The following is a 13005-nucleotide window of genomic DNA, read 5'->3' on the forward strand; positions in this document are numbered from 1 at the left end:
GCCCTTGCCGAGGCACCCGTCGAGCCCAAGGCGCACCAGCGTTGCCCGAGCCAGTCGAGTTCGACTAGAATTGGTTAATCCAAGGCGGGCCTGTAGCTCAGCGGCAGAGCAAGGGGCTCATAACCTCAAGGTCGTAGGTTCGAATCCTACCAGGCCCACCGGCGCAACGGGGCCTTGTACTCCCCGCTGGTGCATGTTATAGTGGTGTACGTACACGCTGACCGGACAGGAGGGCGTTATCGAGGCGGCAGCGCTTGCGCGGCAGATCGCGGAGATCGCATCGGACTCGCTGGCAAGAGACATTCTCGTCCTCGATATCCGACATCTCTCGCCCATCGCCGACTACTTCGTCATCAGCTCGGTCGAGAACCCGCGGCAACTCCGCGCGGTCACCGAGCACATCGAGAAGGAACTGGCCAAGGAGAACATCCGTCCGCAGCGGCGCGAGGGCGTCCCCGAGAGCGGCTGGATCGTCCTGGACTACGGAGACGCCATCGTGCACCTGTTCACCGCCGAGCAACGAGAGTTCTACCGGTTGGAGGAGTTGTGGACCGATGCCCAGCGGCTCCTGGTGATCCAGTAGCCGTCAGCATCCGGTGTAGTTGGCCCCGGAGGGGTTGATCATGTCGCAGGGCCCGCGAACCCCGTTTATCTACCCGTTCGCGCTCGGCGTGATCTGTGGCGTCATCGGCGGCACGACGCTCGGCGCACTGCTCGGGCACCGCGTCTTCTCCGCGGTGGTTCACCTGGTCTCGTTGCTGGGCCGGCGCGACGAGGACCAACTGCGCTTCGATCTGCTGCTCCAGTAGGGAAGATCTAGTCCCCTTCCGGATCAAGCGGATCGTCCAGGCCAACGCCAGCCACGCGGTCCAGCACCTCCTCCGGGTCCGCGCCGCGCTCGATATCCGCCAGCGCTTGATCCAGCTCCGGGTCGAGCGGCTCACCCAGGCTGGCGCTCATCTCCCGCGTCCACCGCGCGATCTCGCGCGGGTCGGCATCGTCATCCAATCCCGGCACATCATCCAAGTCGAAGGGTGCGTCTCCGTCGTCGCCAAGGTCACCCGCGTCCCACGCGTCATCAGCGATCTCATTCCCCGATCGCGCCGCTCCTCGCCGCACGACCACCCGCGAGAAGAGGCGCTCGAGGTTCGCACCGCCACACCTCGGGCACTGCGGCGCGGAGACTGCGGCCACCGAGCGGAAGAAGATGCTCACACGCCGGCGACAGTCGTGGCAGCGATACTCGTAGATCGGCACGCCGCTGACCTCCGTTCCTCCGAACGCTAGTCCGCCGCGCGCTTCAACTCCTGCCCGGTCCGGCGCGCCAGCACGCTGAGCATCACCACCCCGATCACCCCGACCGCGACGAGCGCGGCCAGCTTGAGCTGCGGCCATGGCAGCAGGAGCGAGGCCGCACCCAGGACGCCGGAGATCGCGGCGATGAAGAAAACGATCTGCTGCTGCGACCAGCCGAGATCGAGCAGCCGATGATGCAGGTGACCGCGGTCGGCGTGCAGCGGCGACCGGCCGTTTACCAGGCGGTAGAGGATCAACCAGGCGACATCCAGGATCGGCACCCACAGCGTCAGGAGCGCGGTGGCGATCTTGGCCCCTCCGATGATCGAGATCACTGCCAGGGTGAAGCCGAGGAACATCGCCCCGCTGTCACCCATGATGATCCGAGCGGGGTACCAGTTGAAGGGCAGGAACCCGAGGACAGCAGCGCCGAGCGCAACCGGCAGCAGCGAGATCGTGAACTGGGGATTCCCCTCGGGTCGGAAAAAGGTGTGGACGAACAAGACCACGCACGCGATGAGCGTGACGCTCCCGGCCAGTCCGTCCAGACCGTCAATCCAGTTGAGCGTGTTCATCATGCCCAGGATCCAGAAGAGCGTGAAGAGGACCGCTGCGGCCAGCGGCAGGTGCACGACCCCGCCGAACGGGTTGTTGAATTGCTCGATGACCAGCCCGTGGTCCGGCCCTCGCAGCCGGGGGACGATCACCACCGCCGCCGCGACGAGCTGCCAGAAGAGTTTCGGCAGCGGCGCGATCCCCACCAGGTCGTCCCAGAGCATGACGCCCACGACCAGAGTGGCGCCGATCAAGAGCAGGAGGATGCGCTCGACCTCGATCGGGAACCGATCGACCGGCAGCCAGAAACTGACACCCAGCGCCACCAGGAATCCGATGAAGATCCCGAGGCCGGCGATCCGTGGCACCGGCTTCTGATGCACATCACGCTGACGCGGGTACTGCACCAGTCCCAACCGGTGCGCAAGCGCGGTGAGCTGGGGAATGAGGCTCGCTGAAATGCCCCCGGCCACCAGGGCGACCGCCAGCGCGATCAAGGCGTGGCTCATGCTCGGTGCCACCTCCCGCCGCCGCTTCCGCCCTAGCCGCCACCCGCCACGGGGGCGGCCGATTCAAGGCCGGGCACGGGGAAGTGGGCGGCCATCTCCGCGACCTCATGGCGTACCCGGTCCGCCAGCGCCTCGTCGTCGGGCGCCCGCAGCACCGCGGCGATCCAGCGACCCGTCTGCCGCATCTCGTCCGGCCCGAAGCCGCGGGTCGTCATGGCCGGCGTCCCCAGCCGAATCCCGCTCGCCTGTGCCGGTGGCCGCGGGTCGCCGGGGATGGTGTTCTTGTTGACGGTGATGCCGACGGCGTCCAGCAGCCGCTCGGCCTTGCGACCACTGATCCCGATCTCGGTCAGGTCGACCAGCATCAGGTGGTTGTCGGTGCCGCCCGACACCAGCCGGAATCCCTCGGCCTGCAGCGTCTCCGCGAGCACTCGCGCGTTCTCCAGCACGCGCTCGATGTACTCACGGAAGGCGGGCTGCATCGCCTCGTGGAGAGCGACCGCCTTGCCGGCGATGATGTGCAGCAGCGGCCCGCCCTGGGTGCCGGGGAAGACGGTGCGGTCGATCGCCTCCGCGTACTCCGCGTCGCACAGGATCATGCCGCCGCGCGGGCCGCGCAGCGTCTTGTGCGTCGTGGTCGTGGTGATCTGTGCCGCGCCCACCGACGTGGGATGCAGGCCAACCGCGATGATCCCGGCGATATGGGCGATGTCCGCCATCAGCACTGCGCCCACCTCGTCCGCGATCTCGCGGAAGCGGGCGAAGTCGATGACGCGCGGGTAGGCGCTCGCACCGGCGATGATCAGGTGCGGCTTGACCTCGTGGGCGATGCGTCGCACAGCATCGTAGTCGATGCGCTCGGTCTTCGGGTCGACACCGTAGAAGTGGGCGTCGAACAGGCGGCCGGAGAAGTTGATCCCGAAGCCGTGCGTGAGGTGCCCACCCTCCTGCAGGCTCATCCCGACAATGCGATCGCCGGGCTTGAGCACGGCCAGCATCGCGGCCATGTTCGCCTGCGACCCCGAGTGGGGCTGGACATTGGCATGATCGGCGCCGAAGATCTGCCGGGCGCGGTCACGTGCCAGGGATTCGACGATATCGACGTATTCGCACCCACCGTAGTACCGCTTGCCGGGATAGCCCTCGGCGTACTTGTTGGTGAGCACCGACCCCGCGGCTTCCATCACCGCGGCGCTCGTGAAGTTCTCCGATGCGATCAACTCAATCGTCGATGACTGCCGCCGCTGCTCCTGTGCGATCGCATCCGCCACTGCCGGGTCTACCGCCCGCAGCGCATCCATCCCGTTATCCTTTCCCTGGCCAAAGTCGCTCCCACGCCCATGCCTCCCGGTCAGTGTAGCACACTGTATGAACACCGCTTGCGCGTTCACCTGCGGCAGGGTGACAGCGCCGTCACCGCCCCTACTCGTCCCCCCGGCGCGCCCGGAATCGCATCACGATCGGCGTGCCGGTGAAACCGTAATGCTTGCGCAGCGTGTTCTCTAGGTAGCGCTTGTACGAAAAATGCACGTTCTGTGGCGCGTTGACGAAGAACACGAAGGTCGGCGGGTTCACGTCGGCCTGGGTCACATAGTAGATCTTCAACCACTTGTTCGGCTTCGTGGGCGGTGGGTGCCGGTACACGGCGTCCCGGATCACCCGGTTCAGCTCTCCGGTCGGGATGCGCCGTTGCCGCTCGGCGAAGATCGCCAGTGCAAGCTCCATCACCTGGTTGACACGTTGCCCGGTCAGCGCCGAGATGAAAACAATCGGCGCATAGGAGATGAAGTGGAATGCCTCGCGAGCCTTCTCCGTGAACTCCTTCATGGTGCGGTGGTCTTTCTCGACGAGGTCCCACTTGTTGACGGCGACGATGATGCCCTTCTTGGCTTCAGCGATGGCACCGGCGATCGCCTGGTCCTGCGCCGTGAACGGCTCGGTCGCATCGATGACCAGTACAGCGACATCCGCCCGCTCCACCGCGCGGGTGGATCGCAGGACGCTGTACTTCTCGATCCCGCGCTCGATCCGCCCAGGGCGCCGGATGCCGGCCGTGTCGACCAGCACCACCCGGTTCCCGGCCCAGGTAATCTCGGTATCGACCGCGTCCCGGGTCGTGCCGGGGATCGAGGAGACGATCTGCCGCGACTGGCCGAGCAGGGCATTCAGCAGGGCTGACTTCCCCACGTTCGGCCGACCTACGATGGCGATGCTCGGCACCTCCTCGCGCTCGGCCTCCGTTGTCTCCGGCAAATGGGCGATGATCGCATCCAGCAGGTCGCCGACGCCCGTCCCGTGCAGCGCCGAGATGGGATAGGGATCGCCCAGGCCCAGCTCGTAGAACTCGACCGCCGCATCCTGGATGTTGCGCGCCTCGGCTTTATTCACCGCCAGAAGCACCGGCCGCTTGGCGCGCCGGATCAGGTCGGCCACCTCATGATCCCCGGCGGTGACCCCGGCCTGCCCGTCGACCATGAAGACGATCACGTCGGCCTGCTCGATCGCCAGTTCGGCCTGCTCCTGGGTCGCCTGCGCGATCTCGGCCGCCGAGGCCCGCTCGATCTCTTGCTCGCTCAGGAGCCCGCCGGTGTCGACGACGTCGAAGGTAACCCCGCCCCAACTCGCCTCAGCGTAGATCCGGTCCCGTGTCGTTCCGGGGAGATCCTCGACGATGGCGCGGCGCTCCCCGACCAGGCGGTTGAAGAGGGTCGACTTACCGGTATTCGGCCGGCCGACAATCGCCACTAACGGTCGTGCCATGATCGTTGATGTCCTTCCGCGTCACGCCCGCCCGCGGCGTCGCGCCGGTGGGTGGAAAGAGGGCGGGCGAGCACACGGCCCGCCCGTCCCGCAGTCTGCCACTCTCGCAGGTAGTTAGCTGAGTCGCTCGAGCGCCGCCACAAAGGCATCGATCGACTCGCGGGTGTTCAACTCGGTGGTCGCCACGAGCATCATGTCGGACAGCCGCTCGTCGACCTCGCCCAGCGGGTACCCGCCGATGATACCCTCATGAGCCAGCGCCCGGTTGATCTCCTTCGGATCGCGCGGGGCCCGCACCGCGAACTCGTTGAAGAACGGCCCCTCGCCGACGACCGACCATCCGTCGAGCGCGGCAATACGCTCGGCCAGGTAGTGTGCCTTGTGGTAGCAGAGCAAGGCGACCTGGCGCAGGCCGCTCGGGCCGAGGGACGCCATGTAGACCGTCGCCGCCAGCGCGTTCAGCCCCTGGTTGGTGCAGATGTTGCTGGTCGCCTTCTCGCGCCGGATGTGCTGCTCCCGGGTCTGGAGGGCAAGGACGAAGCCGCGCTTGCCTTCGGAGTCCACAGTGACACCGACCAATCGGCCGGGCATCTGCCGCACCAGCTCCTGCTTGCAGGCCAGCAGGCCCACTACCGGCCCACCGAACGACTGCGCGTTGCCGAGCGACTGCCCCTCGGCTGTCACGATGTCCGCCCCCAGCTCACCCGGGGACTTCAGCAGGCCCAGCGCGATCGGGTAGGTCGAGACGACCAGCCGCGCACCCACGGCGTGCGCCTTCTCGGCGAAGCCCGCGATGTCCTCGATCCGGCCGAAGAAGTTGGGCGATTGCATGACGACGCATGCGGTCGTCTCGTCGAGATGGCCGTCGAGCATGTCAGGCGTGGCTCGCAGCGTGTCAGTCGGCAGCGGCAACTCCACCACCTCGGCTGCCAGGCCGTGAGTGTACGTCCGCAGCACGGAGAGGTAGTGCGGGTGGAGCGTCCCCATCACCACGATCTTCGTCCGCTTTCGCGGGATGGAGACCGCCAGCAGCGCACCCTCTGCCAACGCGGTCGCCCCGTCGTACATCGAGGCGTTGGCGACCTCCATACCGGTCAGGGCCGCCACCATCGTCTGGAACTCGTAGATCACCTGGAGCGTGCCCTGGGCCACCTCCGGCTGGTACGGCGTGTAGGCGGTGTAGAACTCCCCACGGAAGAGGATCTGATGGACCGTCGCCGGGACATAATGGTTGTAGTTGCCCGCCCCGAGGAAGGTCGTCGCCGTCGAGGCATTCAGGTTCTTCGCCGCAAGCCGCGCGACCTCCCGAGACACCTCCGGCTCAGACAGCCGCGGCGGGAGGTTCAGCTTCGGGAATCGAACCGCCGGATCGATCGGTTCAAACAGTTCTTCGATGGAGCGCACGCCGACGGCGTCGAGCATCGCCTGGCGATCCGCTGGCGTGTGCGGGACGAACGACATGAGGGTGTGCCTCCCTGGTGTGCGGCGGCGCGACTACGCGCCGCCCTCCTCCTTGACGAACGCCTCATATGCGTCGGCGTCCATCAACGACTCGACACCCGCCGGGTCGCTGACGCGCACCTTGACGAACCAGCCCTCCTCGTACGGGGAGGAGTTGACCAGCTCCGGTGAGTCCACGACGGTGCTGTTGGCCTCGATAACCTCGCCGCTGATCGGCGCATAGATGTCCGAGGCGGCCTTGACCGACTCAATCACCCCCATCGGCTCACCCTGCGTCACCGTCGTGCCCGGCTCGGGCAGCTCCAGGTAGGTGATGTCGCCCAGCTCCGACTGGGCGAAGTCCGTCACGCCCACCGTCGCCACGTCGCCGTCCAGCTTGACCCACTCGTGCGTCTTGGTGTAGCGCAGCCCCTGCGCGACTTGCGTCATGTCCGATTCCTCCCTCTGCCTCGGCCCCGGAGTCCGTACTACGATTCCTGATGCTTATGGAACGGTGTTCGCACCTGGACCGCGCGCACCGGCTTCCCTCGAATGATGATGTCCAGTGGCTTGCCGACCCCGGCTACCTCCCGGTCGACGATCGCCATGCCGATATTCTCGCCCAGCGTCGGCGACGTCGTCCCGCTGGTGACAAAGCCAACCGTCCGGCCGTCCACCTGGACCTCATAGTGCGTGCGCGGTACCCCGCCACGCTCGACCAGCTTGAACCCGACCAGGCGCCGCTTCACACCCTCGGCCTTCTGCTTCTGCAGCGCCTCACGCCCGATAAAGTCGCCCTTGTCGAGCTTCACCGCGAAGCCCAACCCCGCTTCGAGCGGGCTGATCTCGGCCGAGATCTCGTTGCCGTAGAGTGGCATGCGCGCTTCCAGGCGCAGCGTGTCCCGCGCTCCGAGCCCGATCGGCTGGAGCCCCATCGGCTCGCCGACCCGCAGCAACCGGTCCCAGAGCTGCTCGGTCTTCTCGATCGGGCAGTAGATCTCGAAGCCGTCCTCCCCGGTGTACCCGGTGCGGGATACCAGGCAGGGAACGCCGTCGACATCGATCTCGGCCGCGTGGAAATAGGCGATCTCCCCCAGGTTGACCGAGGTGACTTGCTGGAGGATCTCTTCCGCCTTCGGCCCCTGGATCGCGAGCATCCCCAGCCGTGGCGACAGGTCGGTGACCGTTACGTCGAGATCAGAGCGCTTCTCGCGCTGCTCGGCCAGCCAGGCGAGGTCCTTGTCGGTGTTGGCTGCGTTGACGACGACCAGGTAGCTCTCACCGCTCGGACGCAGGTAGACCAGGATGTCGTCCACCACCCCGCCGTCCGGGTAGAGCAGCAGCGAATACTGCGCCTCGCCCGGGGCGAGTGCCGTGACGTCGTTGGTAGTGACGTACTGGAGGAACGCCTGCGCGTCTGGACCGGCAACCTCAACCTGGCCCATGTGCCCGAGGTCGAACAACCCGGCCGCGGTGCGAACTGTCCGGTGCTCCTGAATGATCCCGGTATACTGCACCGGCATGTACCAGCCCGCATAATCCACCATGCGGGCGCCGAGCTGCTCATGGCGCTCGGCCAACGGCGTCCGCTTCAACTCGGGCACGCCACCCCTCCTCCCCGTATCCCAATAGCCGCCCGATTCTAATGACCTTCTTGCTCGGCCGTCAATACAGGCTCAGGCGCGCGCGACCTGGCAGGCAACGGGTCGAGTGACATCTGCACCGGCACGGGATACTCGCCCGTAAGGCAGGCCGTGCAGAACCGCGACCGCGGCAGGTTGATTGCCCGCATGAGCCCGTCCAGACTCAGGTAGCCGATCGAGTCGGCACCGATCGCGCGCCCGATCTCCTCCACCGACATCTGGGCCGCGATCAACTCATCCCGCCGGGCCATGTCGACGCCAAGGTAGCACGGCCACATGATCGGCGGCGCGTGGACCCGCATATGCACCTCACGCGCGCCGTTCTGCCGCAACAACTCGACGATCGGCCGGCTCGTCGTCCCGCGCACGATCGTGTCGTCGACAAGCACGACGCGCTTACCCTCCAGGGCCTCCGGAAGGGCGTTGAACTTGAGCTTGACTCCCTGTTCCCGCAGCCGCTGGTCGGGCTGGATAAAGGTGCGGCCGATGTACCGGTTCTTGATCAGCCCCTCTGCGTACGGGATACCCGACGCCCGTGCGAAGCCGATTGCCGCGGGCGTTGCCGAGTCGGGCAGCGGGATGACGACATCGGCCTCGACCGGGTGCTCACGCCACAGCTCCGCGCCCATCCGCTGGCGCACCAGGTGGAGCCGCTCGCCCATCAAAAGGCTGTCGGGCCGCGCGAAGTAGATCAGTTCGAAGAGGCACATCGCCTGGCGCTCTTGCGGTTCGGGCGCCGGGTAGCTGCGCACGCCCTGGGCGTCGATGACCACGATCTCACCCGGCTCGATCTCCCGCTCGAACGTGGCCCCGATCGTCGCCAGCGCACAGGTCTCGGAGGCGATAACCCAGCCCCCGTTGAGCCGTCCCAAACAGAGCGGGCGGATGCCCAGCGGGTCGCGCACGCCGACCAGCGCGTCGGGCGTCATGACCGCCAGGCTGTAGGCACCGACGAAGCGTGCCATCGCCTGCCGCACGCGTGAGGCGAGGTCCGGCCCGTAGGCCAGCGCGATCATCCAGGTCAGCGCCTCACTATCGGTCGTGCTGGTGAGCGAGATCCCGCGCTCAAGCAACTCGCGCCGCAGGTTCTCGCCGTTGACGAGGTTCCCGTTGTGCGACACCGCCACCGGACCGCTCTCCGCCCGCGCCACGAACGGCCCGGCATTCACCTGCCGGCTGCCACCGGTCGTGGAGTAGCGGGTGTGGCCGATCGCGATGTGGCCCGGGAGGCGCGCCAGATCCTCTTCGGAGAAGGCCGTGTTGACGAGCCCCATGCGGGTATGCAGCCGGATCTCGTGGCCGTCCGCGGCTGCGATCCCGGCGCTCTCCTGACCCCGGTGCTGAAGGGCGTAGAGGCCGAAGAAGGTCAGCCGCGCCACATCCTCGCCGGGTGCGTAGATCCCGAACACCCCACACGCTTCGCGCGGCGAATCAAATGGCATTGTGGCCGCCCTTCCTGCGATCCCGTACCCGGCCTGGCACGTGGACCAAGTGTAGCACGGGGCACCCTCGACCCGGCCGGGGCACTACGCGAGCGCCCCGCGCCAGGCCTGCGCAACCTCGGCGAACGGGAGCGCAAGGTGCCCCTCGATCTCGAACCCGTCGCCGCCTGCCGCACCGAGCCGCTGGAACGGCACGCCGCGCTCCCGCAGGTGCGCCTCAAGCGCGTCCTCACCACCAGGCGGGGCCTGGAGGAGCACCCGCGAGGCCGCTTCCCCAAAGAGCGCGACATCCCGGCGACCGTCGTTGGCGGCGAGCACGGCGGACACGTCGAACCGACCTCCGACGTTGCCCGCGATACACGACTCGGCCAGCGCCACCGCCAGCCCGCCCTCGGACGTGTCGTGCGCCGCCGCGGCCAGCCCCCGCGCGATCGCATCACGCACCGCGCGCTGTACGGCGGCCTCCAGTTCCAGATCGAGCGACGGCGGTGCCCCGGCCACCTGCCCGTGGATGAGCGCGAGATACTCGCTGCCGCCCAGCGTCGCCTCCAGCGGCCCGACCAGGTAGACGCTCCCACCCTCGACGAACGCCATCCCGACATGGCGCCGGACATCGGCCAGCCGGCCGACGACGCCGACGGTGGGTGTCGGCAGGATCGCCTCGGAACCCGACTCGTTGTAGAGGCTCACGTTACCGCTGACCACCGGAACCCCAAGCGCCCGGCAGGCATCCGACATCCCGTCAATCGCGCGAGACAACTGGTAGTAGATCTCGGGGCGCTCCGGGCTACCGAAGTTGAGGCAGTCGGTCACCGCGATCGGCTCGGCGCCGACGCAGGAGACGTTGCGCGCCGCCTCGGCCACGGCATGCGCGCCACCCAGATACGGATCCAGATACCCGTAGCGCGGGTTGCAGTCGGTCTTGATGGCCAACCCAATCGTCGTTCCCTTGACGCGGATCACCGCGGCGTCGCCCGCCAGCGGCGGCACCACGGTGTTGGTCATGATCGTCGAGTCGTAGGTGCGGGTGACCGGCTCGCGGCTGCCGATATTCGGGGATGCCAGGAGCCGGAGCAGCGCCCCTGCCGGCGTCAGATCCCCGCTCTCGGCCAGGTCCGGCACGGCCAGTACATCCCGGGCGCGCAGCTCCGCGATCTTGGCCGACTCGACACCCTCGCGCACGTAGGTCGGACACTCGTCGGTGAAGAGGGTTGCCGGGACCTCGGCCACGACCTCGTCCCCGTCGCGCACCCGCACCAGCCCGTCGTCGGTCACCTCCCCAATGACGGCACACCGGAGGTCGTGCCGCTCAAAGATCGCACGCACCGCGTCGAGCCCCTCCGGCCGCACCACGACGAGCATGCGCTCCTGACTCTCGGACAGCATGACTTCGTAAGCATTCATGCCCGTCTCACGCCGGGGGACCTTGGCCACGTCGATTTCGATGCCGACACCGCCGCGGCTCGCGACCTCCACCGTCGAGCTGGTGAGCCCGGCCGCCCCCAGGTCCTGCATCGCCACGACGTGCGGCGTCTTCAGCACCTCAAGGCACGCTTCCAGCAGCAGCTTCTCCAGGAACGGATTCCCGACCTGGACCACACCGCGGTGCGACGCCTCCGGATCCTCGACCGAGGCAAAGGTCGCGCCGCCGACGCCGTCACGTCCCGTCTCCGCCCCGACGATCAGGACCAGGTTCCCCGGGCCGGATGCCCGTGCCCGCATGAGTTCGTCCCGCCGCGCGATCCCGACGCACATCGCGTTGACCAGCGGGTTGCCCGAGTAGGCCGGGTCGAAGTAGATGTCGCCCCCCACCGTCGGCACGCCGAGGCAGTTGCCGTACCCGCCGATGCCGCCGACGACGCCGGAGAAGAGATAGCGGTTGCGCGGCTCATCCAGCGGACCGAACCGCAGCGAGTTGAGCAGCGCGACCGGGCGGGCGCCCATGGTGAAGATGTCGCGCACGATGCCGCCGACCCCGGTCGCCGCCCCCTGGTACGGCTCGACCGCGCTGGGGTGGTTGTGCGACTCGATCTTCAGCACCGCGACCAGGCCGTCACCGATGTCGACCGCGCCGGCGTTCTCCCCCGGCCCCTGCACGACACGCGGCCCCGCCGTCGGGAAGCGCTTGAGCAACGGCTTCGAGTTCTTGTAGCCGCAGTGCTCACTCCACATCGCGCCGAACATGCCGAGTTCGACCTGGGTCGGCTCCCGGCCCAGCTTCTCGACGATCAGGCCGTACTCGTCGGCAGTCAGGCCGACCTCCTTCAGCAGCTCCGCCGTGACCTGCATGCGGCTCACCCCTCGCCTTCCCCTATACCCGGGCCGTCGCCGCGTCGATCCCGGCTTGCAGCACTGCCGACAGGATCTTCAGGCCGTCGTCGCTTCCGATGAGCGTGTCGTAGGCACGCTCCGGGTGCGGCATGAGTCCCACCACGTTGCCCTGCTCATTCGCAACCCCGGCGATGGCGTTTGCCGCCCCGTTGGGGTCCGCCTCCGGCGTCACGTTCCCGGCCGCATCGACATAACGGAACACCACCTGGCCGTTCGCCTCGATGCGCTCCAGCGTCTCGGGGTCGGCGTAGTACCGTCCCTCACCGTGGGCGATCGGCATTCTCAGCACGTCGCCCGGCGTGAGGCCAGCGGTCCACCGCGTCCGATTGCTCTCGACGCGGACATACACCCAGTCGCTGACGAACGAGAGGCCCTTATTCCGTAGCAGCGCACCCGGCAGCAGCCCCGCCTCCGTCAGGATCTGGAACCCGTTGCAGATGCCGAGGACCGGGCCACCTTGAGCCGCGAAGCGCGCCACCGCCTCCATGACCGGTGCGAAGCGTGCGATGGCCCCCGCCCGCAGGTAGTCGCCGTACGAGAACCCGCCGGGGATCACCAGCGCGTCGAAGCGGGACACATCGGTCTCGCGATACCAGACCGGCTCGACCGGCTGGCGCAGGCCCAGCTCGATCGCCGAGAGGGCATCGTGGTCGCCGTTGCTGCCCGGAAACGTGATGACTCCGAATCGCATCGTCTCCGCCTATCCCTCGCCCCGTGGCTGCGCCTCGCCGTCTGCCTCGCTCACCTGGAACTCGTAGCGCTCCATGACCGGGTTGGCCAGCAGTTGCTCGCACATCGCCGCGACCCGTGCCTCGGCCGTCGCCTGATCGGGGGCGCTGAGCGTGAGCGTGAGGTACTTCCCGACCCGCACCCCGTCGACCTCGTCGTAGCCGAGCATGTGCAGGCCGTCACGGACCGCCAGCCCCTGGGGGTCGTTCACCGCGGGCTTGAGCGACACATACACCTGCGCGAGCCAGCGCTTCGCGCCGTCTGCCTGGGTCGTCACGCTCGTCTCCTCAATCCTCTCCA

Annotated in this window: 13 protein-coding genes and 1 tRNA gene; 3 read left to right on the plus strand and 11 right to left on the minus strand. The window is 67.7% G+C overall.

Going from position 1 to position 13005, the window contains the following annotated elements; translation table 11 throughout:
- Positions 1-86 precede the first annotated feature (86 nt).
- From STHE_RS06435 to STHE_RS06445, 3 genes are all read left to right on the plus strand, one after another.
- Positions 87-158 (plus strand) — tRNA-Ile (locus STHE_RS06435).
- 107 nt (positions 159-265) lie between these two features.
- On the plus strand, positions 266-583 hold the full coding sequence (rsfS, locus tag STHE_RS06440; RefSeq protein WP_273030501.1) for a ribosome silencing factor: 318 nt from the start codon (positions 266-268) through the stop codon (positions 581-583).
- Positions 584-623: 40 nt separating this feature from the next.
- On the plus strand, positions 624-809 hold the full coding sequence (locus STHE_RS06445; protein WP_012871762.1) for a hypothetical protein: 186 nt from the start codon (positions 624-626) through the stop codon (positions 807-809).
- 7 nt (positions 810-816) lie between these two features.
- On the opposite strand, the gene STHE_RS06450 is transcribed toward STHE_RS06445, so the two are convergent.
- The 11 genes from STHE_RS06450 to purS form a co-directional block, all read right to left on the minus strand.
- The gene (locus tag STHE_RS06450) at positions 817-1257 is read right to left on the minus strand and encodes an FmdB family zinc ribbon protein (RefSeq protein WP_012871763.1); all 441 of its coding nucleotides are present in this window, start codon (positions 1255-1257) and stop codon (positions 817-819) included.
- Positions 1258-1283: 26 nt separating this feature from the next.
- Positions 1284-2360, minus strand: coding sequence for an MraY family glycosyltransferase (locus tag STHE_RS06455; RefSeq protein ID WP_012871764.1), 1077 nt, complete (start codon positions 2358-2360; stop codon positions 1284-1286).
- A 32-nt stretch (positions 2361-2392) separates the two neighbouring features.
- On the minus strand, positions 2393-3661 hold the full coding sequence (locus STHE_RS06460; RefSeq protein WP_012871765.1) for a serine hydroxymethyltransferase: 1269 nt from the start codon (positions 3659-3661) through the stop codon (positions 2393-2395).
- A gap of 121 nt (positions 3662-3782) precedes the next feature.
- Entirely contained in the window at positions 3783-5120 is a 1338-nt protein-coding gene (der, locus tag STHE_RS06465) for a ribosome biogenesis GTPase Der (RefSeq protein WP_012871766.1), read from the minus strand.
- A 114-nt stretch (positions 5121-5234) separates the two neighbouring features.
- A complete protein-coding gene (gcvPA, locus tag STHE_RS06470; RefSeq protein WP_012871767.1) occupies positions 5235-6581 on the minus strand; it encodes an aminomethyl-transferring glycine dehydrogenase subunit GcvPA in 1347 nt (448 codons plus the stop codon).
- Between the two features lie 33 nt (positions 6582-6614).
- Positions 6615-7010: a glycine cleavage system protein GcvH gene (gene gcvH / locus STHE_RS06475; protein WP_012871768.1), complete on the minus strand. Its 396-nt coding sequence runs from the start codon at positions 7008-7010 to the stop codon at positions 6615-6617.
- Between the two features lie 38 nt (positions 7011-7048).
- Positions 7049-8164 carry a glycine cleavage system aminomethyltransferase GcvT gene (gene gcvT / locus STHE_RS06480; RefSeq protein ID WP_012871769.1) on the minus strand — a complete coding sequence of 372 codons (1116 nt, stop codon included), beginning with the start codon at positions 8162-8164 and terminating at the stop codon, positions 7049-7051.
- A gap of 38 nt (positions 8165-8202) precedes the next feature.
- Positions 8203-9645 carry an amidophosphoribosyltransferase gene (gene purF, locus STHE_RS06485; protein WP_012871770.1) on the minus strand — a complete coding sequence of 481 codons (1443 nt, stop codon included), beginning with the start codon at positions 9643-9645 and terminating at the stop codon, positions 8203-8205.
- Between the two features lie 84 nt (positions 9646-9729).
- Complete coding sequence (gene purL, locus STHE_RS06490; RefSeq protein ID WP_012871771.1) at positions 9730-11934, minus strand: phosphoribosylformylglycinamidine synthase subunit PurL; 2205 nt, start codon at positions 11932-11934, stop codon at positions 9730-9732.
- A 22-nt stretch (positions 11935-11956) separates the two neighbouring features.
- Positions 11957-12667, minus strand: a complete 711-nt coding sequence (gene purQ / locus STHE_RS06495) for a phosphoribosylformylglycinamidine synthase subunit PurQ (protein WP_012871772.1) — start codon at positions 12665-12667, stop codon at positions 11957-11959.
- 9 nt (positions 12668-12676) lie between these two features.
- Positions 12677-12982: a phosphoribosylformylglycinamidine synthase subunit PurS gene (gene purS / locus STHE_RS06500; RefSeq protein ID WP_012871773.1), complete on the minus strand. Its 306-nt coding sequence runs from the start codon at positions 12980-12982 to the stop codon at positions 12677-12679.
- Between the last annotated feature and the right edge of the window lie 23 nt (positions 12983-13005).

The sequence above is a fragment of the Sphaerobacter thermophilus DSM 20745 genome, assembly GCF_000024985.1.
In the GTDB taxonomy this organism is placed as follows: domain Bacteria; phylum Chloroflexota; class Chloroflexia; order Thermomicrobiales; family Thermomicrobiaceae; genus Sphaerobacter; species Sphaerobacter thermophilus.